The organism is Psychrobacter sp. FME5 (genome assembly GCF_014861375.1).
In the GTDB taxonomy this organism is placed as follows: Bacteria; Pseudomonadota; Gammaproteobacteria; order Pseudomonadales; family Moraxellaceae; genus Psychrobacter.
On record NZ_RRYX01000004.1, the window covers coordinates 1 to 24,172 of the forward strand.

Sequence of the window (24,172 nt, forward strand, 5' to 3'; positions counted from 1 at the left end):
ACCACTACTGAGATTGTCGAAACCATCAAGGACATCTACGACGTCGACATCTCAAGCAGCTTGGTTTCCAGAGTCACTGACAACATCTTGGATGACATCACCGCTTGGCAGAACCGGCCACTGAGCAGCGTCTATCCTATCGTCTACTTAGACTGCATTGTCGTCAAAGTTCGTCAGGACAAGCAGATCATCAACAAAGCTATCTATCTGGCCTTAGGTGTTGCTCTTGATGGTAAAAAAGAGCTGCTTGGCATGTGGCTCTCAGAGAATGAAGGCGCCAAGTTCTGGCTTGGTGTTCTCACTGAGCTACAAAACCGCGGGGTTCAAGATATTCTTATTGCCTGTGTAGACGGCCTAAAAGGCTTCCCTGATGCCATCAATACGGTCTACCCTAACGCTCAGGTTCAGCTGTGTATCGTGCATATGGTGCGCTATTCGATGAAGTTCGTACCTTGGACGGACAAGAAGGCCGTAGCAGCTGATTTAAAGGCCATCTACGGTGCTGATACGCTTGAGATGGCAGAGGCCAACCTTGAGCACTTTGATGAAGTATGGGGCAAAGAGTACCCGCATGTCATCAAGTCTTGGCGCAATAACTGGGAGGGCTTAACGGTGTTCTTTGGTTATCCTAAAGACATCAGAAGAGTGATCTATACCACCAATGCGATAGAGTCGCTAAACAGTGTGATTCGAACGGCGGTGAATAAGCGTAAGGTATTTCCCTCTGATCAGGCAGCGTTTAAAGTGGTATATCTAGCAACACAGCAGGCATCCAAAAAGTGGTCGATGCCTATTCGTAACTGGACGTCTGCTCTGAATCGCTTTATGATTATGTTTGATGATCGTATTAGTAAGCATTTAATCTAAATGGCAGTTACACAGAATCTGGGATGGTCTCCATCCAATATAAATAAAAATCTAATATTTGTTGGTTTTCAGAAAAGCTCACTTCATTTCTAAAGGACTTTGGACGGGATGAGATAACAATAAGTTTTGGAAAACCAATATCAATGTTTTTATCTTCAATATGATCTTGACAGCAATTTACTGCTTGGTTATATCCTTCGACATAACCAAGATAGCCCTGAAAGTGTTTGTTTTCCGATAATCTCTTATCAAGCTGCTCCCACATAGCATTGAATGTTGTTTGCGGATCGTTTGAGGCAATGATTTTGTCAAAATCTATAGAATCTTTGACCATTCGTTTAGACAGTTTTTCACGCTTCAAGGTTTCTTTGATTCTATTCTCTGCACGCTGATCGATAGCTGATTTACGCTGAGCCATTATATATTCTCTAAAATTATGACTCTAAAGCCGTTATACATAAGTATTTTATCTAGCTCATCAGAGAAGCGGCGCAACTCGCTCCTTCTAAGGCCACTATGTTTATCGTAGTAGTCGAATCCAAGCTCATCAGCATGCCCCATCCATGCGCCAATCACATCATGACCGAAGCCATCAGATAGCGATGAATTACTTTTAGCAGAAAAGATTCCAACTTCTGGACTTTTATAAGATCGTATAAAGTGACGATGCCAGTTTGATGGGAGCTCTAAAATTTTAGACAGTCTTCCGTGAATAAATGTTTTGGTAAGACTGACTTCAGTAATAGTGTTGGTGTTTTCATCTAACTTTAAATAAGTAATAAGTCCGATATTACCAGTAAGAATATTCGAATAAATATCACCTAAACTATTATCAAGATTATTTAAAATAAAAACATTTGTCTTTAAATACTGGATGTACTGCATAATCTGTTGATTTGCTATATCAGGTAGATAAATAGATCTGCCTCGAGTATGTTGACGGTTTTCCTTGTCACTAATAAAATATTTTTTAGTTCTAACATCTATATGTGCAAGCCTACCAAAAGGTTCACGTACAGGACGATAACCGCTTGAGACCGAAAGTAGAATATATAAATAATCAGTAAAAGTATTATGTAGGTCAACTATAGATCTAGGATTTAGAGTGTTTTTATCCAAAAGGGCAGAGTTGATCTGAGTGATTAAATCACTGACTATAGTTTCTAATTGATCTTCTTGTACGGCTAAAACACTACCTATTTGTTTGTCCCAATATCCTGTAACCCTTTCGTCAGGTAATTCAAAAAATTGATATTCTTCATTGCATTCGGATTCATCGCTGACTGTATTGAATGCTATGCCATACAAATGCTCATTAAAATCATATAGGCATAAGAATAGATCTAGTTGGCTAACATTAAAGTAAGGAAGTGCTGAAGAATGGTGTATTGGTTTGCTAATCAGAACATTAACTAAAGCTTGATCTCGCCCGCTCTGTATGAGGTAATGTTCTAAATAGTTCTTAACTTTATTAAAAGTTAATCTAGTTTTGCTCTTCTTATTTATAGCCTTTAAATTCTTACTAGCCTTTTGTTTGATCTCCTCTAAAGCTTTTGTACTTATGTTATGTAAAAGATGAGAATATATATTGCCAACTGCAATAGGGTAGAAAAGACTAAGGATAAGACTATTGTCTGCGCATAGTTTAGAGTCCCAGCTTTCTTGAACTTTACTACGAGTAGGTGCAAATTTTAGGGGATATTGGTAGTACAAGTCACTCTTCTTCAAATTATCAGAAACAAGTAGTTCAGGTCTACCTGTCATTAAAATTATTAATAAATATAAGGAAGCTTGATGGTCGAGATCACATTCAATATTTAAATTGTCTTGGTCATCATTGTCATCATTGTCATCATCATTTATCTTTCTGAGATTTAAACTCATCAAACTACTGATTAAGTATTTCACTAAAATCTGTATTTCATCAGTATGCGCAACATGTACATCAGTTACCTGACTTAAAGTCCGTTGGTGTCTACAGTTGACTTGCTGTTCAGCTCTAATTATATCTAGATAGTAGTTTGTAGGCTGCTCGAAACTGACTTGTTCAAATGATTGCTCTTCATCGTCTTGTCGTTCTTGATCTTCAAATCCACCTTCTTCGCTAGCATTTTCTGATATGTAGGTAAGATCGCTAACGGTATTACCAGTGATATCATCTTTATCCTGTAAGATACTTATAATTTTATAAGTCTCGGTCGTCACGCGAGTAATGCCGGACTCATTTTTAAAATAATTTTCTATCGGTAGGATGTATTCATAAAGATATCTAGCTATACGCTCGTTGACTTCAAATTGAGCTTCACCAGACGATAGCGATATTTCTTTACTCAATAACCTATTCTTATACTTCTGTATCTCAAGGTCAAAAGTTAGGGGACGCTCATCAAACCATCTGGTATAGTTATCATTTTGTTGAGCTTCAATAAGGTATTCTTCAATGTCCTTTAAACTCTTCAATTCTGTTATATCAGGTAAAAACTGGACTAAAAATTCGCGAGTTTTGTTCGTTAAGAATCTGCATTCATCGAGCGTAGTTTCAATCCGGCTATCATAGTCAGTTAACTCAACCATCCTTAAGCATAGAAAAAAGTAGACAGCACGGATGGTATTTATCTTATATGAATTTGCTCTATGGACTAAAAAGGTAATAAGATATAGTTCTTTTAAATATAGATGACGCTCTCTGATACTTTCTAAAAATACTTTATAATCTATTCCATTTTCGTATATCTGTAATTCATTTAACTTCGTTAAACTACTATCTACCTCTAGTGTTTTTATCCACTCAGCCAATGCTTGATACTCATCGTTTAATCCTGATCTAAATTGCTCAGGCAAAGTATCCTTTAAAAATTTTAGCTCAATAAGTAAGCTTCCAACCTCATTGCTATTAGCGAAATCAAGAAGATTAAGCTTTAACCAATCTCTAATATTATTAGAGTTATTATTATCTTCATCAGTCATTATTCTGCCACCGTTACAAGCCATACAAATAACTGTAGCTCCATTTATCCAAAGCAGCCAGCTATAAAACAAAAAAAAGACATCTATTTGGATGTCTTTTTGTTAAACATAGGTATTTTCATGGATTTTGTATTATACCTCGCTCTATCAGTAGCTTATCTAAAGCACTCCCATCCTGACGAGTTAAATTAGGCACATAACGTGAATACACTGTGAATAACATTGTAGTGCTGCTATGCCCCATTTGCGCAGCAATCCACTCAGGAGACTCGCCTGCAGCAAGCCAAAGAGTGGCAGCCGTATGTCTACTTTGATAGGGATTACGTATATCAAGCTCCAGATATCGCAATAACGGATACCAAACTCTCTTTGTCACATTGCGATGACTCAAAGGAGTACCTGCTTTTGTACTAAAAACAAACTCACTTCGATGTTTAGTCAAGCTCTGCTGCTCAATCAACGCATCATAAACCAATTGGTTCATATGAATAATACGGTTAGAGCCGGAAGTCTTAGTATCACCTATAACACCTGCAACGACTGCTTGATCAATAATGATTTGTCGACGCCCAAAGTCAATATTTTTCCAAGGTAAACCGTCAATTTCACCTGTACGCATGCCTGTAAAAAATCGTACCGTAAAGTATGGCTTATAATCTACTCTGACGTTGTCAATGATAAGCATAACTTCCTCTAAGGTAAAAGGACTAACACTACTTTTAGGTACACTTAGTGGCTTTATGTTTTTCCAAGGGTTCTCAAAATCAAAGCGCTCAGATGCTTCTGTAATCACCATACGTAATGGCGTCATAATGTGGTTGATTCGAGATGCTGATAAAAGTCGTCCATTATTTCCTTCCTTGACTAGATTACCCCTAAAAGCCATTATTTTAGCCTTGCCAATGGTATTGAGAGGCATATTGCCAAAATGGGGGAGTAGGTAAATTCTAAATATATTCGCTACATTAGTTGTTTGAGAGTTCCGCCATTCCGGCTTTTTCTCCTCTAACCAAACTTTGCTAAAACTATCAAAGCCTGAGCTTGAGTCCTTATGACTATTCGTTGACTTCATAAGCTCTAAGCTTTGAAACTGCTCAAGCTTTTTACTTTGCGGAAAATAGTTTTCATATCGAAAACTACCTAATTGAATGTCTGCCTCCATTTTGCTAACGAAATTTTCTAGACGCTTTCGATTAGGCTTAGTGTCTGCCAGTAAGGTTTGCTCTCTACAACGTTGACCTATGTATCGGAAATCTACATACAGGTTGCCATTACGGCTATTGATACTCGCCATGATTATGCTCCCGCTACAAATGGAATGGTATCGTCGTAGCCTGTCAGCATCAGCTCTTCAATCTTTTGCCATATAAAAAGGATTTTTCTACCCCCAAATGGTTTGATGTAATGAACGCCCTCAATGAATACCGCATCTTTAAGCTGGTTGCGTATAGTCTTGCTGTCATATTTAATGCGTTGTGACAGCTCTTCGGTTGTTAAGTAGGTATAACTCATAGTAAAATCCTTACTAAAGATTAAAGTGTTATTATCTGATAGCTTTATGACCTGCTATAGAACATAATTTACGCTAAAAATAATCTTTTGCAAGACATTTTTATCTACAGTAGGTTATTTTATTATGGAGGAGGTTATGGTGAAATGTAATTTATCTAGAATTATGGGCGAAAAAAGACTTAAGATTGCCGACGTGTCTAGAGATACAGATGTCAACAGAGGCACAATCACACGTATGTATAACGAAGAAGCAACCAGAGTGGATCTAGAGGTAGTAGAAAAGCTATGCTTATATTTGGATATTGAAGTGGGCGACCTTTATGAGCTAGTTAAGGAAGAAGAATAAATTTTCCTCCTTTTAAAATTCAAGATAGTGCTGCGCTTATCAGTTATTACACCAAGTAATACGCAGCAATATAGTTTCTCAAATGAGTTAAATGTTCTATTAAGTAATAAAAAGTTCTATAGAAGGTTATTTTGAGTTGCAATAGCTCAAAATGTATGTATAATTTCAACTGTAGGAAGTCATTAAGACCAACAGAAAGAAATATTGATCTATAGGAGATTATACATGAACACATTTATTAAACCGCCGCATGCTTCAATTTGGTTAAGCGCCGAAGCGATATCGCTATCTACTAAGCTTATGGTAAACCTGCAAATACAACAGGGTTCACAGTTAGCAAAGATGCTAGGCGTTAATCCGATATTTTATAATGATGAGGCGATTAGGATATGGGTGCAACGAGAGCTAAATGAAGGATTAGCGCTGAATCGTTATACCTTAGCGAATCTTGAAACCAAATTTTTGGCCATTATGAATCATTACGAGATTTCTTATTCGTTGTGATTAACGTTAATTATTTGGTTTGGAGATAATCATGAGCTTAAAACTTATTTTTAGCGCTAATGCAGATCAGTCCGACATACAACTATGTGAAGACTATTGGGCATACAGGCATAATGGACGGTATGTAGAGCATATAGAAATACTTTGTAGACAATACTATATCGATTATCATATTCTATTTGGTGTGTTAGCGGAGTGTCAGGCTTACTTGGACGATGTGCACTGTGAGTACTGTGGACGCCCATATCAACTTGATGTACCAGCGGATGTTCCTTATATCAGAAAACAGTCATCTTGGTTCTGCGAATCATGTATCAGTTTTTCTGGCGGGCAGCTTACCGTTGGTAGGTTATAACTCGAAGAGTACTTAATAACCAGATCGCATATGCTATCTGGTTTTTTTGTGATTGAAGATTTTTATATTTATATTCTCTGAACTTTCTTTCATGCTACTATTTTCAATATATTGATATTAGTGAAGGTAGTTCAGCTATGGCATTAGAAGGTGGTGGGTTTGCAGATAAATTTGGTAATAGCTACGAAGAAATTTGGGTTGCTAAGCAATTATTGAGGCTAGCGAAAGAGGAAGTGAGGTCTGTCACTATCGAGCCTTTAGGAGAAGATGAGACAGGTGTTGATTTAATTGTCGAAGGTTTAAATGGGCAGAGAGAGTTTCATCAATGCAAATCTAGCCATAAGTATGCCGATGTATGGAGCTTATCCAGACTTGATGAAGCTGGAGTATTAGAAAAAGCATATAAACAAATTTGTAGAACAGGTTGTGTTTTTAAGATTGTATCCCCGTTCTCATTTACACAGTTATCTCAGCTCAGTTTGAGCGCCAATAATACAACAGATAGTCCTGAAGAGTTTGTAGAACATCAAATTAATCAAAGCAAAGAACGTCTTAAGTTCTTTGAAGACTTGTGCGCACGATTAATACTGTACAGTGACGAAAATTTCAACATCATAAATGCAATTAATTTTTTAAAGCATTTTGAAGTTATTAACTTTTCTTCTAATTCTGAATCACGAAGAGATATCATTGATAAGGTTAATAAAGAATTCAGTAGTAATCCTGAAGATATCATTAATTTTCTAGAAAATTATCCTATAAGCTCTAATAAACTACGTTTGCCGATCACAGCATCTCAATTACTGAATGATATGCAAATGCGTGGGTTTAATTTAAGGGTTTATGAAAATGATGAAAGAATATTTTCCAAGATACAAAGGATCAATTATGACTTTCAATCAACTATAAAACCTTTCCTCATTGAGGATAGCTTAATTAAACGCCCAGAACTTGACGAATGCCTTGAATCTATGAATAGCTATCCTATTACCTTAATCAAAGCAGAAGCAGGTATGGGTAAAAGTGCTTTTCTACTGCAGCTTTGTGATTATCTTAAAGAGCAAGAATACATATCTTTGCCTATACGGCTAGATAGAAATCGCCCCGAAAAAAACGCAGACGCCTTTGGGCATGATTTAGGATTAACTCATTCACCTGTATTTTGCTTAAATGCTTTTGCAGGTGATACAAAAGCAGTTATCATTTTAGACCAGTTGGATGCTATACGTTGGACAGCGAATCACTCTAGTAATGCGCTGCAAGTATGTCAGGAGATTGCCAGACAGGTCATTCAATTAAGAGTAAGCAATCATAATATCTCTTTGGTACTTGCCTGTAGAGACTTTGACCTAAAAGAAGACCCACAGTTGCAACATTGGATATCAGAGCTCAAGGACAAGGACAAGGTTGCTCATATAGAATTATCAGAGTTACCTGCTGAGCAAGTCAGAGAAATTTTAAATCCTTACGAGAACTATGACTCTTTATCACCCATTAAGCAGTCTATTTTGAGAATTCCAATATGGTTAAGTTTATATTTACGAATTATCAAAGATAACTATAGCAATCCAGACTTTACCAGTAAGATAGACCTTATTAGCTTATATTGGGAAGATAGAATAAGACAGTTAGATAAAACATTAACTGATACGAGTTTAGCTAATTCTATTGTTGATAATTTTGTAGAAAAAGCAAGCCAAAACATGCAGTTTTCTATACCTATAAGTTTACTTAGCAATCCTAATCCTAATGCATTAGAGGCACTAATCTCTGTAGGTATACTGCATAAGCATGAGAATCAAATCAGCTTCCAGCATCAAGCACTATTCGATTACCACTTGGGAAAACGCCTTTTTGATATTGCTCGACAGTCAAGCGACGATTTTCTTAGAGAAATTGGTTCTACATCTGAACAAACACTAACGCGAAGAGAGCATATTAAATATGCCTTAAAACTATTAGCGCAATCTAAACAATCAGTGTTTTGCCAAAATGTTTCAGCACTTTTTAATAGCACTAATATTCGATTTCACATTAAATATTTAGCTATTAATGTGATCAGAGAGATTACAGTTATTAAAGCACCTTTGCGTAATTTAATTACGAACCTCATAAATAACTCAGAACTAGGCCAACCTTTTATCGATCATGCTTGTTTTGGACATCCACAAATAGTCGAAGTGCTCTCAGAACAAGATGTAATTTCTAGATGGCTAAATGGGTCTGACTTGCAAATTGATTTATCTATTCGATTGTTAAGCTCTATAGCTGATAAATTACCTGATATTGTCATAAAGGAGATTGAGCCATTTATCGGTGTATCTGAGCAATGGAATAACAGATGCTACTCCGCTTTGAGCTGGAACATTCAAAGTGATTCAGAAAAGATGTTTGAAGTACGCAAAAAGCTTTTACAACTAGGTTGTGTAGTCAATTACATTGATTGGAATGAGTTAGCAAAAAGCTATCCGAGAAAGGCGATTGATTTAATACAGTTAATTTTAGAAAGTTATAGAGAAGAATTAACAGAGTCAAGCCTTGAGATAAGAGAATCCGAAGAGTCAACTAAGCCTTTGCATCGAAAGGTATGGCAAGAAGGTCAGATCGAAGACTTAGAAAATATTTCAGAAGCTTTGCCTCACGATGTTCTTGAGGAATTAATACCTCAGGTCTTCGAAATAATTAATAGCTCAATTGATAAAAGCTCTTATACAAGAATATGGCTCTATAGAGCAAGACATTCATTTAATGAACATAGAGATTCTTTAGTAAAAGGTGTATTAGGTATCATTTTTGAAGCAGGTAAACAACATATTGATAAACCAAATGAGCTCTTCAATTTACTGACATTATATTTAACGAATAAGCATCCTGTTGTAGAGCACATTATGGCGAATCTGCTGCTCAATCTACCCATTGGGTATTCTGATCAAATTATTAAATGGCTCCTCGATAACTCAACTACTAGGATGGCTTGTGGTAATAATTATGAAGAGCCAAGATGGGTACTGGCTGGAAAATTGATCGAGAAATTTTCACCATATTGTGAGGACGAGATTTTTAATTGCCTTGAAATTGTAATATCAGGTATCGGGCTTAGTAAAGATCTTGAGAGTATAGAGTATGCATTGGAAATGAGAAGAAAATTTGGAAACTTTTGGACAAGTTATTGGGGAGAAGCTCAATATTTCTTACTTAATAAACTTGATGATAATCGTATCAGCAAAAAATCCATAGACTTATATAATGTTTTACAAAGAAGATTTAAAGGTTGTAGCGATACTTATTTTTATTCATATGATTCTTCATATGGTGGTGCAGTTGTTTCACCTTTACCACAAGCGAATAAATTATCTGATAGAGCATGGACAAAGCTTATACTCACAAACGAAGAACGTTTCAGTACTTGGAAGATGAAACCTTTAGATAGTGGGACTATTACAGAATCCAGTATACGCGCATTTTCTAATAGTCTAAGTACAGCTGTAAAAAATGAGCCTGAGAGGTTCGCAAAACTATCATTAACACTGCCGAAAAATATCAATGAGAAGTTTATTGAGAATATTTACTATGGGCTGGCAGATAACAATTCATCTAATTTAGCGGAAGATTTTAAAGAAAGCTGGCAACCTTGCCCATTAGACCTTCGTTACAAAGTTGTTAGACATTTTGAAGGTTTTGATGAGAGTCAAGCACTGACAAGATTATTAACAGATACTCCAAAGATTATAGATCATCCTGATATGCTAGATAAGCTTATTGATATCGCTCTTCACTCATCCAATCCTAACAATAACAAGCTCAATGTATATGACCCTCAAGAGGGAGAAGGTGCTGAGCAAACTACTGCTGAGAGTCTAATGCAAAATTCTATAAACTGTTATAGAGGGATTGCATACGGTGGTATTGCCAAAATATTTTGGGATAATGAAGAGTATGCACGGGATAATCTGAGTTTGATTGACTCTGCTATAAATGATCCTCATCCAGCTGTAAAAATAGTAGCAGTCAGATTATTGACTCCTTTCTTAAATTACGACATAAATTATGCATTGCAAAGGTTTCTAGATTTATGTAAATCTGACTTAAGAATGAGCTGTGCTTATGAATCTTATCATTTTTTTAATTCAGCTTTCATAGATAAATTTAAAGATCAGTATATGGATTTAGTTAGACTTATGCTTACTTCTGAGTACGAAGAGGTTCGTAGGCAGGCTGGCACACAAATTTTCGCCCGTTACTTCTTTAACGATTTATTTGCAAAAGAAATATTATCTGTTTTAACGGCTGATGAGTCAGTTAAGCTAGGTGTTGCTCAAGTTTTAGTTCAACTTCTGACCACGGATGATTATGCAGAACAAGAACATAAACTAGTTGAAGTATATAGGTCCTTACTTAACGATGATTCACAGAAAGTAAGAGAAAATTTGCTATCTTGTATTCGAGAAAAGAACTTTTGGAATAAAGGTATTACTGAAGAACTAGTTGATATATATATGAACTCTCAAGTAGTGAACAAAAAGCTATACCATTTGTTTTACGCTTTAGAAAACCATGTTTTATGTTTAAGTGATTTTAAAAGTATGTTATTACAGTTATTTATTGAAATAGCTACAGCCAGTCTATCTGATGAAACTAAACCAATTGTTTACAGTGAAATGGACAAATTAACCAAAATATTGCAGAGAATATATGATGAAGCGGTCGATGATGAGGATGATGTTACTCTGAGTCTATGCTTAGATGTTTGGGATAATTTATTAAAGTCAGATAGCTATGAGGTGAAGCGAGCAACTAGGTATATTGAAAATGGGTTGCTAAGTTAGCGATTAACTACCTCGACAATGGAATCGATAACCATCACCAACCTTCAACAACCTTGGTCACAAAATGGTCACCGTTTGGTCACCGAGCAGGTGGTCACCAATTTTTAAAGGGTAGAGTGCATGCCCGCAAACTTATCGCGATTATGTTATTAAAGAGTAGACCGCTTCTTAAGGGTTGATGAAGACACAATAGCTAGGCTTTATAGATAAAGGTTTTAAGAGAGGTTCAGACACAAAAAAACCTCAAACAATATAATGTTTGAGGCGAAACTTGACTAAAACTTAAGTTTAAAATTATGGTGCGCTCGGCGGGAATCGAACCCACGACCCTCGGCTTCGGAGACCGATACTCTATCCAACTGAGCTACGAGCGCATAATAACGGATTGGCTTTATTTAGTGTGCAAATGAGCACAGTAAGCAGTACTACTTAACGACATGAGGTTTCGAGAAGTAAAACATCGAAAAATAAAGACCGCTTAGTCTAACAAATAAAAGCCATAATGCCAATGAATGGAGGCGGTTATTGAGGTTTTTTAAGAAAAAACACCATAGTCGACAAACAAGCATGGCAATCTACCTGCCTTTTCCCTTATAATGTCAGGGAGAATTCATATTTATATTCACCGATTACAAGTGTGCTTGCATGTGGGATGGCTGTTTGCTATTGATAACCGCTTGGTTATCAAAGGAGGACAGACAGAATGTCCAAGTCGTGCAAGCCTTTGTACATGTAATAAGAGAACGTGACGAATGAGAAAAGTAGTTATGTTATCGGCAGCTGCCATTCTAGGAATCGCTAGTATCGCGGTGAGCCAAGCTGAAGATGTCGCAGATACCCCTGTGACCGTTTCTGATGTTGCAGAAGGGCAAGAGGTTGTTGAAAACGCACCTGAAAAACTAGGTGACGACACCCAGGCTGCTGCAGATACCACCGATGGTGCTGCACCTGCTGACGAAACAGCAGACGCAGAAGCCACGGCAGAAGATGCTGAAGTCGAAGAAACGGCTTCTGCCGCGCCTGCCACTGAAGAAGAACCCATTCCAGAAGATACGCCACAAGTGCAAAAGCTGATTGCTTTGTATCCTAACTTGATTGCTCGTATTCAACCGGTTGGCAAAGTATGTTTTGAAGATGACGAAGTTTGTGACGTTACCGCCCGCTCTTCTGGTCCGTCAGCGGGTGATGGTCCTCGTGACGGTAAAGCGGTTTATAACGCAGTATGTCAAACTTGTCACGGGTCAGGTTTACTTGGCTCACCAAAATTTGGGGACGCAGCCTCTTGGGCTCCACATATTGCTAAGGGTGAAGCTACCTTATATGACCATGCTATCAACGGCTTTAACGCTATGCCAGCTAAAGGCGGTGCGGATATTCCTGATGAAGAAGTCCAAAACGCGGTAGATTACATGGTTGCTGAATCCAGTTAGTATCTGCTATTTAATCTAAAATAGTAATTGGTTAGTATGTTCATGTATCAAAAGCTTAAGAGTCGATAAAATATTTATTGGCTCTTATCTTGCTTCTAGATTAGAAAGATAAAAAGCGTCTATCTCATTAAATGTGATAGACGCTTTTTTGTGGCTGATGATTGGTATTACTAATATCGTACTTATAGCATGCTGACGTTGAAATCTCTCAGCACTAGCCTCACATTAAGACACGAGACCAACCATTATAAGAATTAATTTTTCCAAATTTGCTTTCTACATTTTTATGTAGATTCATCATTAATAAAGAGGTATTCATGTCTGAGGTGCCAGCGCTATCTATTCAGAACTTATCTAAAACCTATGGTAACGGGTTTTCGGCATTAAAAGATGTCAGCCTCACGGTGCCGCAAGGAGGATTTTTTGCGCTACTTGGGCCAAATGGTGCCGGTAAATCAACGATGATTGGTATTATTAGCTCCCTATTTAAGCCGACAGCGGGTAGTGTGCATATCTTTGGTACAGACTTGTTGGCTGAACCTTCAAAAGCGAAGCAGTTTTTGGGTATAGTGCCGCAAGAGTTTAACTTTAATCAGTTCGAAAAGGTTGAAGACATTCTTATCACCCAAGCAGGCTATTTCGGTATTGCGGCTAAGGAATCTAAACCGCGTGCAGAGAGATTGCTTAAAGCATTGGGCTTATGGGACAAGCGTGATAATAAAGCTCGTGAACTATCGGGCGGTATGAAGCGTCGACTAATGATTGCGCGCGCTCTGATTCACAAGCCTCGGCTATTAATATTAGATGAGCCGACCGCTGGGGTTGATATTGAGCTGCGCCGCTCGATGTGGGAGTTCATGCAGCAGATTAATATTGAAGAAAAAACCACTATTATCCTAACCACGCATTATCTTGAAGAGGCTGAGCAGCTCTGTAAACGTATCGCTATTTTGGATCATGGCGAAATCCGTATTAATACGGAAATGAAGGATTTACTGGCGCAGTTGTTGGTCGAAACCTTTGTTTTCGATTTGGCGACCCCGTTGACCCATCAAATAACCCTAGCGGGAGTGACCGATACGCTACAGCCAGATGATCTGACGCTTGAAGTGACACTGACAGAAGGCGAATCACTGAACGGTGTCTTTGAGCAGCTATCTAAACAAGGTATCACCGTTGCCAGTATGCGCAACAAAGCCAACCGCTTAGAAGAGCTGTTTATGCGTCTGGTAGATAAAAGCCTGCACGAACCTTTGTCCTCATAGTAGATATTTATAGGTTTTGCTCCTTATAAATAACTCACTTTTATATCTAAAAACGCTTTGAAATATTATTAACGATAAATATAGTAACTATATAGGCAACACTGGGCGCAATAGGCAGGGCTTTGACTCTGGCGCACAGAATGCTTAGGAGAGATAACGCATGAACTTCGCACAACGCTGGATTGCTTTTCGCACCCTGCTGATTAAAGAAATTCGCCGAATACTACGAATCTGGCCACAGACATTACTGCCACCAGTCATTACGATGAGCCTATATTTTGTCATCTTTGGTAAGATGATAGGCCCGCGTGTGGGAGAGATGGGCGGTGTGCCATATATGCAATTCATCGTGCCTGGCCTGATTATGATGGCGATTATTACTAATAGCTATTCTAACGTGGTATCCAGTTTCTTTAGTGCTAAGTTTCATTCGAGCATTGAGGAGCTGCTGGTTTCGCCAATCTCTAAACATGCTATTTTGACCGGTTATATCAGTGGCGGTATTTTCCGAGGATTGGCAGTTGGGGTCATTGTCTTTATCGTGGCACTGTTCTTTACCAAATTGGGTATTGAGCACTTATTCATTACTTTATTTACGGTCATTGGTACCTCAGTTCTATTCTCACTTGGTGGCTTTATCAACGCCGTATTTGCCCGCTCATTTGATGATATTTCTATCATTCCAAGCTTTGTATTGACGCCTTTAACCTATCTTGGTGGGGTGTTTTATTCGATGGAAAACTTATCATCATTTTGGCAAAATATCTCGTTATTGAATCCTATTGTTTATATGGTCAACTCGTTCCGTTATGGAATTCTCGGCTATTCTGATGTCAATGTTTGGTATTCGATGGCAGCTATATTTGCGTTCTGTGTCATATTTTACACCATTGCCTATCGCTTACTGAGTGATGGTTCGCGTATTCGTTTATAAATTCAATCTTAATATTAGGAATTACTTATGAGTATCCACGGTATTTTAGGCGAACAAACCACTGACTATCCAACCGAGTATAGCCCAGAAACCTTATATCCAATTGCCCGCAGTATGGGGCGCGATGTCATTGGCTGGCAAGATGATAAGCTAGAAGTTGGCGTCGACTGGTGGCATGCTTTTGAGTTGTCATGGTTAAATCAGCAAGGCATCTCGCAGGTTGCTATTGCGCGCTTTGGGATTCCGGCAAGCTCGCCTTTTATCGTCGAATCAAAATCACTCAAACTGTATTTAAATAGTATTAACTTTACCGAATTTGATAGCTGGGAAGTTGTGCAAACGCTGATTGCTAAAGATTTATCAACCTGCGTCCAAGCAGAAGTAACAGTTGAGTTGTTTGGCTTAGATGACGATTTTCATGACAAGGTGTCAGGATTGTTGATTGCTCAGCCTGATGGTATTTGTATTGACGATGCGCTTGCAAGTAGCAGCGAGAAGGTCGCGTTATGTGAGCACCCCGATGCGTCATTATTAAATAGCATTGAGGCGAATAGTACTAACCAACAGCAGCCCTATACTTTCTACTCTAACTTGCTACGTAGTAATTGTCCGGTGACCAACCAGCCAGACTGGGGTACGTTGGCGGTGTCGATTACTAGTGATAAAGCGATTGATGAAGAGAGTATGCTACGTTATATATTGAGCTTCCGTCAGCATAATGGCTTTCATGAGCAATGCGTCGAGCAAATATTTGCTGATTTGAGTCAGTATTATCAGCCAAGTGAGCTGATGGTTCGTGCATGGTATACGCGCCGCGGCGGTATTGACATCAATCCTTGCCGCGTTAGTGATATAAGCTTGCTACCAGAGCCAAGTCGTTTGATTCGTCAGTAGATTAATATTTATACCAAACCTAAAAAGTAAGATTAGCTGTGTCAAACTCGTTTAGTCTACAAGATGTAGTACTTGCACTCATTTTCCTTGCTACTCTAATTTTTGTGAATGGTATTATTTCGTCAGTCATAAAAAAGCGCCTATCTCATAAATGAAATAGGCGCTTTTGCTTGTAACGTCTTTTTTATAAAACTATTTTTTACTTACTTTGGCCAATACTTCTGCACGGCTAAGCATTTGTTTTTCTACTTCACGGCGATTGACGTATTCATACTTGTCTTCAGCAAGGTTGCGGTCAGAAACCACGATACGATGCGGAATACCAATCAATTCAAGATCGGCAAACTTGACGCCTGGACGTTCGTTACGGTCATCAAGTAGCACATTAACACCTTGAGCCTTTAACTCTTCATACAGGGCTGTTGCCGTCTCCATAACCGTGTCTTCTTTAGACTTCATCGGTATGATAGCCACTTCAAATGGTGCGATAGAGTCATCAACATTGGGTGTAATTGGCCACATAACGCCATTTTCATCGTTGTTCTGCTCGATAGCAGCAGCGATAATACGGCTAATACCAATACCATAACAGCCCATCATCAAGGTAACTGGTTTGCCATCTTCACCCGAAACTTTGCAGTTCATAGCTTGCGAGTATTTATCACCCAGTTGGAAGATATGACCGACTTCGATACCGCGTTTGATTTTTAAGCTACCTTTGCCATCGGGAGACGGATCGCCTTCTTGCACGTTACGCACATCGACGATACGTGTGATACGGGTATCACGTGCCCAGTTCATGCCAATGGTATGTTTATTGACTTCATTGGCACCCGTCACAAAGTCTGACAGGGTGGCTGCTGAGCGGTCAACGAAAACAGGCATGTCTAAATCAACACCGATATAGCCTTTATGCAAACCAGCAGCTTTTAGCTCTTCATCAGAAGCTAACGTCAGAGGCACATCGGCCTCTTCGATTTTTTCGGCTTTGATGGTGTTTAGCTGATGGTCGCCACGTAGTACCACTGCAATCAGTTGTGGTTCTTCGTCTTCTGTATGACCGTGGACGATTAGCGTTTTAACCGTCGTCGCCAGTGGCACGTCTAAATGCTCAGCAACCATTTTGCAACTGGTCATACCTTCGGTTAAGACGTCCTCACGCTCCATTTTTGGTGACTGACGTTCAGCGATGCTCACTGATTCAGCAAGCTCAACGTTGGCAGCATAATCAGAAGAATCAGAGAAGGCGATATCGTCTTCACCACTGTCTGCTAATACATGAAACTCGTGCGAGGCAAATCCACCAATAGAACCAGTATCTGCTTGTACCGCGCGGAAATCTAAACCCAAACGGGTAAAGATGCGGGTATAGGCGTCATACATATCATGGTAAGTCTTGGCCAAAGACGCTTGGTCAACATGGAAAGAGTAGGCATCTTTCATGGTGAATTCACGCGCACGCATCACCCCAAAACGTGGACGAATCTCATCGCGGAATTTATTTTGAATCTGAAAGAAAGTAATCGGTAGCTGTTTATAGCTACGCAGCTCACCCTGGGCGAGGTTAGTGATGACTTCTTCGTGGGTGGGACCCAGCACAAAATCACGGTCATGACGGTCTTTAAAACGTAATAGCTCAGGGCCATAGTCGTCAAAACGCCCAGTGATCTGCCAAAGCTCGGCAGGTTGGGTCATCGGCATGAGCACTTCTTGGGCTCCGACGTTTTGCATCTCTTCGCGAACGATGCGCTCAACCTTTTGTAAAATACGTAGCCCCATGGGCAGCCAAATATATAACCCAGAAGCGATTTTACGAATAAGACCGGCGCGCACCATCAATTGGCTTGAGGCGATATCGGCATCACTTGGGGTTTCTTTTAGGGTGGCAAATAAAAATTGACTGGCTTTCATAAATAAAGCGTAACCTTATCAACGATAAAAAAATAAGAAATAGTAGGATGTTGAGCGTATGGCTAATCGTTTCATTGCCGCCGCAAGCTTACCTTTATTACTTCGCATTAACCTAGGAGATATCCTAGCAACTAAACTACTTATCAACTAAAGTGCTTATAAAAAGCAGATAAACAAAACCGTTCTCTAACAAGGGAAGGGTTTTTGATTGACTTATCAATATATCGAGCGGTTAAATAGATAAGTGTCAGGGCAAAGTGCCTGATAAATATATCTATACTGACCTTTTATCAATACAATCTGTCTATGTTAGGTAAAGTTGCTCTAAGACGCAATGACTTTTTGTTTTTTCAGTCTAAAGGCGCTTGAAACCTATCAATATCACTGTAAATACTTATTCAGCTTGTTCTAAGAAGACTTTGATAAAAAAGCTGATATAAGTTAATAGCGTGTTTGTTCATTTAGGATGTAGAGGGAGCTTTGTGCAAACAGATGTGTGGATAAATGGTAGTAACTACTTGAAATTGCAGTAAAGAAATATCATTAAGTACTTAGGAAGTACGCATTTTATGCTAATAATAAAACAATAAGGTAGTTTACATGGCTAATCCTAATAACCGCCCTCCGATGAGTGATAACTCAGTTAATCGCCAGCAAGCGAAAAAACCTGTGGCCATGATGTCGTGGGTGGTATTGCTTATCGGTCTGGTTGCTATCGTCTTTGCGATTTATAGTGTGCAAAATGGTACCAAAGAAGAACCGATAGAAACCATCACTCGTGAGGGTGTGGTGATGCAGATTCAAAAGTTGAATCGCTTAGAAACGGTCGCTTTTAGCGTAGATACGGTTATTACTAGTCAGCGCCCAGGGAGCTGGATGAAGCTGTGGCAAGATGAGCAAAAAGGGTTGTTTATCGCCCGTGGGCGCGTGGAGGCGGGTATCGATTTGAGTGCATTAACGCCTGATATGGTGCAAGTGGTACAACCTGCTGAGTCTGATGTAGACAATGCCGCGACTGCTGATGCTAATAATCCCATTTCTATCATGCCGAAAATCAATATTACTTTACCGCCATCAGAGGTGTTTTCGGTTTATCTAGATGATATTGAGATTTATGATTGGCAAACGGGCGCTTTTGGTATGATGCAAGTTGATCCAAAAATTTTGCAACAAGCCCAAAGCATGGCCAAAAAAGAAGTGCTTGAGCGTGCGTGTCGTGGCGATGTAATGAATATGGCATTACAAAACGCACAAACTCAGTTGCAACAACTATTTTCATTAACTGGTGCGGTGGTTACCGTAACCACTCAAGGTGCTGGCGCGTGCCAGATGCCAACCACAAACTCATAATTCTGATGAGTATTTATACAACAGGCTTTATATCGAATCCAATCGTATAAAGCCTTTTTGATGCTTACTTTTTAAACTCAGCAATCGCCAATTGCCGTGCGACCTTATGCTCGACTATAGGGACAGGGTAGTTGAGCTTACCAAATAGATCATTGTTGGACTCATTGCTTTCAATAAGTGCTTTACGCAGTTTGTCTTCTGAGTGCAGTATTTTGCTAGGAACATCTTTTAATTCCGGAAGCCAGGTTTTAATAAACTCGCCATCAGGATCATGGCTTTTGGCTTGGCTAAAGGGGTTCATAATACGGAAGTAGGGCGCAGCATCGGTGCCAGTTGAAGCACTCCACTGCCAGCCACCATTATTTGAAGCAAAGTCACCGTCTATCAGCTGCTGCATAAAGTAACGCTCACCTAAGCGCCAATCAATCAATAAATCCTTGGTCAAAAACATCGCTGTGACCATGCGTAGGCGATTGTGCATAAATCCTGTGGCATTGAGACAGCGCATTGCCGCATCGACTAATGGCACGCCTGTCTTACCTGTACACCACGCCTCAAAGTCATCCTGATTATATGACCAATTAATTTTGGCGTCGGTTTCATGTTTATAGGCTTGATGGCGAATCAGCTCAGGTTTATTCACTAGCACATGACGATAAAAGTCTCGCCAAGCCAGCTCACTTATCCAGCGGTTGATGTCATTGTTATTAACGCTATCAGAATTATTAAGGGTGCCGCTATCATTGCTATGTGATTTTTCCAACGCTTTGGTGGCTTGTAAATAGCAAAGTCTGGGACTAATCGACCCAATAGTAAGATAAGCAGATAACTGACTGGTCGCTTGCAAGCTTGGTACATCACGACTGATATCATAGTTATTGATATCTTCAGCGATAAACTGGTCTAATCGATGACAAGCAGCCACTTCACCAGCAGGATACGTTTCTTGTGCGTGATTCAGCTGAGCATCCCTATCAATATGCTGGTAGGCTTTATTATTCTGTAGTGGTTTTTGATAGTCATTGACTACTATGTTACTGATACTTTCTATTTCTTTGATAGTGTTTGCGCTGGCTGTTGTTAATTTTATATTAACTTTATGATCCTTATTTACTACTGACGCTTTATGGGTTTGAATGCTACCAACATCCAAGGTATGACGCCATTTGTTATAAAAAGGCGTAAATACTTGATACATGCTGTCATCATTGGTAGTGATGGTTTGCGGCGGCAAGATACATTGGTCGTGGCAGCGGATAAATTCGATATCGGATCTTGCCAGTTGTTTAGTTAGTTCTTCGTCTCGTGCAATCTCATTGCCTTCATACTCATGATTGGCCATTACGCAGCTGATATTATTTGCGGTACATAATGCGCTTAGCGACTCCACGCAATCAGCAAAACGCTCGCAGACCTGTACACTCAAGGTGATATTTAATTGTTTTTGCAGAGATTTCGCTAGGATAGGTAGCGTACGCGCGATATGATCAAGCTGGGTCGACGACATGTCATGGGCTTGCCATTGCTTGGGAGTGAGAAAGAAAACAGCACTTACCAAAGCATTATTATCATTTGCGCGCTCGCACAGTGCCGCCAATGCGGTATTATCATGTAGCCTCAAGTCACGGCGAAACCACATCAGATAATGCGGTGGACTTGCGCTGGTATTTTTATTATGGCTGTTGGTATTATTAATCGCTGTCGACGTGGTTTTAGACATTCATAAGTCCCTATATTAATCAATCGCAATCATAAACAAAACTATGAATAAAAGTATGCTAGGATAAGTTTTTGGAAGCAATTGATTTGCTGTTCCATTAACAAATTATCATCATATAGAATGTTTAGCTTTGGCAATTAGCACTTGGTCTCACTCAGTTTAGCAAAGCCGATATAACCATATCATTAATTTAACCATTTCATATTAAGTATCATATCTAAGGTCATATCATGCACGTTAAGTTTTGCGGGTTTACCCAGCCTAGTGATATTAAAACTGCTGCCCAGTTGGGCGTCGATGCGGTTGGCTTAGTGTTTTACCCTCCCAGTCCGCGCGCTGTCACCATCGAGCAGGCGCAATTGCTAAGCGCTTCTTTGCCGGCATTTATAAGTGTGGTGGCTTTAGTAGTGAATATGTCACGAGCAGAGCTGATAGAGCTCGCAAACCGTGTGTCTTTTGATATCATTCAATTCCACGGTGATGAAACGCCTGAACAATGCCAGCAGTTGGCAAGTGCGGTCAATAAACGCTGGATAAAAGCGTTGCGTATTAATACTGAACAGCATACTGCTGCTAGTGTCAGTGCCCAGATTAATGAGTTTGCTGCCGCCGGAGCGAACAGTATCTTGTTGGATGCTTACCATCCCCATAAATATGGCGGCACAGGTGCGCGTTTTGATTGGAGTCTATTACCGCAAGACAGCTCGCTACCGATTATTTTAGCGGGTGGACTTGATGCCGATAATGTCGCTGCTACATTAGAGCTGCCTGTTTATGCCGTCGATGTCAGTGGCGGGATTGAGCTTGAGAAAGGTAAAAAAGATGCGGAAAAAATGCGCGCTTTTATGAAGGCTGTAAAACGTGACCGATGGCAAAACGAGACGGTCACTGACGCCCTCTAAGCTATTTGCTATATTCAGATATTATTTGGTCGTTATTCCGATATTCTGCTTAACCCTTATATTTATTGCTATCCCTGTATTGCTGTATCTATAAATTGTTATACCCATAATTTCATCCCCTTATTTATTCTAAAAAATACCACTTATTATAGTAGGAATTACCATGAGTCATGTCGCTAATAAAGATTTAACTGCCGCTGCAAAAGCGATCAACAGCTTTACCAACCCAGAAGACGTCCAAGACTTTAACCAGTATCCCGATGCTCGTGGACATTTTGGTGTGCACGGTGGACGTTTTGTTTCTGAAACGCTGATGGCAGCATTAGAAGAGCTAGAAGCGCTCTATACCAAAGTCAAAGCCGATCCAGCGTTTTGGGAAGAATATCACAATGATTTGGTCAATTATGTCGGTCGGCCAACCCCACTTTATCATGCCAAGCGTCTCAGTGATGAGATTGGCGGGGCGCAGATTTATTTTAAACGTGAAGATTTAAACCATACTGGCGCCCATAAAGTGAATAACACCATCGGCCAAGCCTTACTGGCTAAAATGTGCGGTAAAAAACGCATCATCGCCGAGACTGGCGCAGGACAGCATGGCGTAGCGACTGCAACCATTGCCGCACGTTTGGGACTTGAGTGTATCGTTTATATGGGTGCTGACGATGTCGAACGCCAAAAGATGAACGTCTATCGTATGCGCTTACTTGGTGCAACTGTCGTACCTGTCACATCGGGTTCGCGTACGCTTAAAGACGCGATGAACGAAGCGATGCGTGATTGGGTGACCAATGTCGATACTACCTATTATATTATTGGCACCGTTGCTGGCCCGCATCCTTATCCGCTACTAGTGCGTGATTTCCAAGCGATTATCGGTAAAGAAGCACGTATTCAGCATTTAGAAAAAACCGGTAAATTACCAGATGCCTTGGTCGCTTGTGTCGGCGGTGGCTCGAACGCTATTGGCTTATTCTTTGATTTCTTAAATGATACTGAGGTCAAAATGTATGGCGTTGAAGCAACCGGTGACGGCATTGAAACAGGTCGCCATTCAGCGCCATTAGCCGCTGGTCGTATCGGTGTCTTACACGGCAACCGTACTTACCTCATGGCAGACGACGAAGGTCAAATCCAAGAAACCCATTCTATTTCAGCTGGTCTTGATTACCCTGGTGTCGGTCCTGAGCACAGCTTCTTAAAAGATATGAAACGTGTCGAATATGTTGGCTGTACCGATAAAGAGTCGTTAGAAGGTTTTCATGAAGTGACGCGTAAAGAGGGCATCATCCCTGCACTCGAATCTGCTCATGCCGTTGCTTATGCATTGAAGCTGGCTAAGACAATGACCCCAGATCAGACCATTATCGTTAATATGTCAGGTCGCGGCGATAAAGATTTGCACTCGGTGATGAAGGCAGAAGGGATTGAGTTGTAATCACAACCATCTCTACCTGTTTGTTTAATGATTCCTAATAAGAAAAACGGCTTAGCGCCTTTTAATATTTAATGCAAATTATTTAATAAGGGTAGCATAAGCCAGTTTATAATAATTAATTAAGAGACCACTATGACCCGTATTGAAAGCACTTTTGAAACGCTAAAAGCACAAAATAAAAAAGCCCTGATTCCTTATGTCATGGCAGGCGATCCTAACCCTAGTAACTTCGTTGGTTTGCTGCATGATTTAGTCAAGCACGGCGCCGATATGATCGAGGTTGGCTTGCCGTTTTCTGACCCAATGGCAGACGGTCCAACTGTTGCGCTGGCAGGTGAGCGCGCATTAGCAGCCGGTACCAGTACGCGTGATGCGCTAAAGATGGTTGAAGAGTTCCGCAAACAAGACACACAAACGCCAATTATCCTCATGGGCTATCTCAACCCCGTTGAAATTATCGGCTATGATAATTTTGTCGCCTTATGTGAGCAATCAGGTGTCGATGGCATTTTGATGGTTGATTTGCCGCCAGCAGAGGCCGGTAGTTTTACTCAGCATTTGACAGACCATGCGATGAACGAGATTTTCTTATTATCGCCAACCACCTTGCCTGAGCGCCGTGAGCAAGTATTGACCCATTGCGGCGGTTATATCTACTACGTGTCTTTAAAAGGTGTGACCGGTTCGGCAACGCTTGATACCGACGATGTCGCAACCCAAGTACAAGCGATTAAAGCAGAGACAGATTTACCAGTGTGTGTGGGTTTTGGTATACGTGATGCAGCGTCAGCCAAAGCAATCGGTGCCCATGCCGACGGTATTATTGTTGGTAGTGCCTTGGTACAGAACTTTGCCGATATCGATGCCAGTGATACTACGGCAGTGGCTAACGCGCAGCAAAAAATCATGGCTAAGATGGATGAGTTACGTGGCGCACTTGATAGTTTATAA

At 39.9% G+C, this 24,172-nt stretch carries 19 protein-coding genes and 1 tRNA gene; 13 read left to right on the top strand and 7 right to left on the bottom strand.

Annotation, left to right across the window (positions count from 1 at the left end):
• Positions 1-867: IS256 family transposase (locus EI161_RS01130; RefSeq protein ID WP_192528797.1), on the top strand; the 867-nt coding region annotated here is incomplete at its 5' end.
• 7 nt (positions 868-874) lie between these two features.
• Here EI161_RS01130 and EI161_RS01135 read toward each other — a convergent pair.
• From EI161_RS01135 to EI161_RS01150, 4 genes are all read right to left on the bottom strand, one after another.
• Positions 875-1,285 (bottom strand): hypothetical protein, encoded by a 411-nt coding sequence (locus EI161_RS01135; RefSeq protein WP_192528798.1) that lies wholly within the window; start codon positions 1,283-1,285, stop codon positions 875-877.
• Positions 1,285-3,834, bottom strand: a complete 2,550-nt coding sequence (locus EI161_RS01140) for a hypothetical protein (RefSeq protein ID WP_192528799.1) — start codon at positions 3,832-3,834, stop codon at positions 1,285-1,287. The genes EI161_RS01135 and EI161_RS01140 overlap by 1 nt, the downstream gene beginning before the upstream one ends.
• Before the next feature lie 118 nt (positions 3,835-3,952).
• Positions 3,953-5,128 carry an Arm DNA-binding domain-containing protein gene (locus EI161_RS01145; protein WP_192528800.1) on the bottom strand — a complete coding sequence of 392 codons (1,176 nt, stop codon included), beginning with the start codon at positions 5,126-5,128 and terminating at the stop codon, positions 3,953-3,955.
• Between the two features lie 2 nt (positions 5,129-5,130).
• The gene (locus EI161_RS01150; RefSeq protein WP_147221161.1) at positions 5,131-5,346 is read right to left on the bottom strand and encodes a hypothetical protein; all 216 of its coding nucleotides are present in this window, start codon (positions 5,344-5,346) and stop codon (positions 5,131-5,133) included.
• A gap of 124 nt (positions 5,347-5,470) precedes the next feature.
• Here EI161_RS01150 and EI161_RS01155 point away from each other — a divergent pair, with 124 nt between their 5' ends.
• The 4 genes from EI161_RS01155 to EI161_RS01170 all read left to right on the top strand — a co-directional run bounded on the left by EI161_RS01155 (position 5,471) and on the right by EI161_RS01170 (position 11,377).
• A complete protein-coding gene (locus tag EI161_RS01155; protein ID WP_225735171.1) occupies positions 5,471-5,692 on the top strand; it encodes a helix-turn-helix domain-containing protein in 222 nt (73 codons plus the stop codon).
• Positions 5,693-5,917: 225 nt separating this feature from the next.
• Positions 5,918-6,196 carry a hypothetical protein gene (locus EI161_RS01160; RefSeq protein ID WP_192528801.1) on the top strand — a complete coding sequence of 93 codons (279 nt, stop codon included), beginning with the start codon at positions 5,918-5,920 and terminating at the stop codon, positions 6,194-6,196.
• A 31-nt stretch (positions 6,197-6,227) separates the two neighbouring features.
• A complete protein-coding gene (locus tag EI161_RS01165) occupies positions 6,228-6,551 on the top strand; it encodes a hypothetical protein (RefSeq protein WP_192528802.1) in 324 nt (107 codons plus the stop codon).
• A 137-nt stretch (positions 6,552-6,688) separates the two neighbouring features.
• Positions 6,689-11,377, top strand: a complete 4,689-nt coding sequence (locus EI161_RS01170; protein ID WP_192528803.1) for a hypothetical protein — start codon at positions 6,689-6,691, stop codon at positions 11,375-11,377.
• Between the two features lie 297 nt (positions 11,378-11,674).
• On the opposite strand, the gene EI161_RS01175 is transcribed toward EI161_RS01170, so the two are convergent.
• A tRNA-Arg gene (locus EI161_RS01175) sits at positions 11,675-11,751 on the bottom strand.
• Positions 11,752-12,129: 378 nt separating this feature from the next.
• Between EI161_RS01175 and EI161_RS01180 the strand changes: the two genes are divergently transcribed.
• The 4 genes from EI161_RS01180 (at position 12,130) to queF (ending at position 15,900) form a co-directional block, all read left to right on the top strand.
• Complete coding sequence (locus EI161_RS01180; protein WP_192528804.1) at positions 12,130-12,807, top strand: c-type cytochrome; 678 nt, start codon at positions 12,130-12,132, stop codon at positions 12,805-12,807.
• 317 nt (positions 12,808-13,124) lie between these two features.
• Positions 13,125-14,072: an ABC transporter ATP-binding protein gene (locus EI161_RS01185; protein WP_192522883.1), complete on the top strand. Its 948-nt coding sequence runs from the start codon at positions 13,125-13,127 to the stop codon at positions 14,070-14,072.
• A 160-nt stretch (positions 14,073-14,232) separates the two neighbouring features.
• Positions 14,233-15,006 carry an ABC transporter permease gene (locus EI161_RS01190; protein WP_192522882.1) on the top strand — a complete coding sequence of 258 codons (774 nt, stop codon included), beginning with the start codon at positions 14,233-14,235 and terminating at the stop codon, positions 15,004-15,006.
• Positions 15,007-15,033: 27 nt separating this feature from the next.
• A complete protein-coding gene (gene queF, locus EI161_RS01195) occupies positions 15,034-15,900 on the top strand; it encodes an NADPH-dependent 7-cyano-7-deazaguanine reductase QueF (protein ID WP_192528805.1) in 867 nt (288 codons plus the stop codon).
• A gap of 192 nt (positions 15,901-16,092) precedes the next feature.
• Here queF and EI161_RS01200 read toward each other — a convergent pair whose 3' ends face one another.
• Positions 16,093-17,811 (bottom strand): proline--tRNA ligase, encoded by a 1,719-nt coding sequence (locus tag EI161_RS01200; protein WP_192528806.1) that lies wholly within the window; start codon positions 17,809-17,811, stop codon positions 16,093-16,095.
• 600 nt (positions 17,812-18,411) lie between these two features.
• On the opposite strand from EI161_RS01200, the gene EI161_RS01205 reads away from it, so the two are divergent.
• On the top strand, positions 18,412-19,161 hold the full coding sequence (locus EI161_RS01205; protein ID WP_192528807.1) for a DUF4230 domain-containing protein: 750 nt from the start codon (positions 18,412-18,414) through the stop codon (positions 19,159-19,161).
• A 64-nt stretch (positions 19,162-19,225) separates the two neighbouring features.
• Here EI161_RS01205 and EI161_RS01210 read toward each other — a convergent pair whose 3' ends face one another.
• Positions 19,226-20,881 carry a cryptochrome/photolyase family protein gene (locus EI161_RS01210; RefSeq protein WP_192528808.1) on the bottom strand — a complete coding sequence of 552 codons (1,656 nt, stop codon included), beginning with the start codon at positions 20,879-20,881 and terminating at the stop codon, positions 19,226-19,228.
• Positions 20,882-21,111: 230 nt separating this feature from the next.
• On the opposite strand from EI161_RS01210, the gene EI161_RS01215 reads away from it, so the two are divergent.
• From EI161_RS01215 to trpA, 3 genes are all read left to right on the top strand, one after another.
• The gene (locus tag EI161_RS01215) at positions 21,112-21,783 is read left to right on the top strand and encodes a phosphoribosylanthranilate isomerase (protein WP_192528809.1); all 672 of its coding nucleotides are present in this window, start codon (positions 21,112-21,114) and stop codon (positions 21,781-21,783) included.
• A 163-nt stretch (positions 21,784-21,946) separates the two neighbouring features.
• Entirely contained in the window at positions 21,947-23,221 is a 1,275-nt protein-coding gene (gene trpB, locus EI161_RS01220; RefSeq protein WP_225735172.1) for a tryptophan synthase subunit beta, read from the top strand.
• A gap of 132 nt (positions 23,222-23,353) precedes the next feature.
• On the top strand, positions 23,354-24,172 hold the full coding sequence (trpA, locus tag EI161_RS01225) for a tryptophan synthase subunit alpha (protein ID WP_192528810.1): 819 nt from the start codon (positions 23,354-23,356) through the stop codon (positions 24,170-24,172).

What these genes read in the sequence shown, in the direction of transcription:
- EI161_RS01205 (WP_192528807.1), top strand. Translation starts at nt 18,412, where the DNA reads ATGGCTAATCCTAATAACCGCCCTCCGATGAGTGATAACTCAGTTAAT.
- EI161_RS01170 (WP_192528803.1), top strand. Translation starts at nt 6,689, where the DNA reads ATGGCATTAGAAGGTGGTGGGTTTGCAGATAAATTTGGTAATAGCTAC.
- EI161_RS01210 (WP_192528808.1), bottom strand. Translation starts at nt 20,881, where the DNA reads ATGTCTAAAACCACGTCGACAGCGATTAATAATACCAACAGCCATAAT.
- EI161_RS01150 (WP_147221161.1), bottom strand. Translation starts at nt 5,346, where the DNA reads ATGAGTTATACCTACTTAACAACCGAAGAGCTGTCACAACGCATTAAA.
- EI161_RS01180 (WP_192528804.1), top strand. Translation starts at nt 12,130, where the DNA reads ATGAGAAAAGTAGTTATGTTATCGGCAGCTGCCATTCTAGGAATCGCT.
- trpB (WP_225735172.1), top strand. Translation starts at nt 21,947, where the DNA reads ATGAGTCATGTCGCTAATAAAGATTTAACTGCCGCTGCAAAAGCGATC.
- trpA (WP_192528810.1), top strand. Translation starts at nt 23,354, where the DNA reads ATGACCCGTATTGAAAGCACTTTTGAAACGCTAAAAGCACAAAATAAA.
- EI161_RS01165 (WP_192528802.1), top strand. Translation starts at nt 6,228, where the DNA reads ATGAGCTTAAAACTTATTTTTAGCGCTAATGCAGATCAGTCCGACATA.
- EI161_RS01145 (WP_192528800.1), bottom strand. Translation starts at nt 5,128, where the DNA reads ATGGCGAGTATCAATAGCCGTAATGGCAACCTGTATGTAGATTTCCGA.
- EI161_RS01215 (WP_192528809.1), top strand. Translation starts at nt 21,112, where the DNA reads ATGCACGTTAAGTTTTGCGGGTTTACCCAGCCTAGTGATATTAAAACT.
- EI161_RS01135 (WP_192528798.1), bottom strand. Translation starts at nt 1,285, where the DNA reads ATGGCTCAGCGTAAATCAGCTATCGATCAGCGTGCAGAGAATAGAATC.
- EI161_RS01160 (WP_192528801.1), top strand. Translation starts at nt 5,918, where the DNA reads ATGAACACATTTATTAAACCGCCGCATGCTTCAATTTGGTTAAGCGCC.
- EI161_RS01190 (WP_192522882.1), top strand. Translation starts at nt 14,233, where the DNA reads ATGAACTTCGCACAACGCTGGATTGCTTTTCGCACCCTGCTGATTAAA.
- EI161_RS01140 (WP_192528799.1), bottom strand. Translation starts at nt 3,834, where the DNA reads ATGACTGATGAAGATAATAATAACTCTAATAATATTAGAGATTGGTTA.
- EI161_RS01200 (WP_192528806.1), bottom strand. Translation starts at nt 17,811, where the DNA reads ATGAAAGCCAGTCAATTTTTATTTGCCACCCTAAAAGAAACCCCAAGT.
- queF (WP_192528805.1), top strand. Translation starts at nt 15,034, where the DNA reads ATGAGTATCCACGGTATTTTAGGCGAACAAACCACTGACTATCCAACC.
- EI161_RS01155 (WP_225735171.1), top strand. Translation starts at nt 5,471, where the DNA reads ATGGAGGAGGTTATGGTGAAATGTAATTTATCTAGAATTATGGGCGAA.
- EI161_RS01185 (WP_192522883.1), top strand. Translation starts at nt 13,125, where the DNA reads ATGTCTGAGGTGCCAGCGCTATCTATTCAGAACTTATCTAAAACCTAT.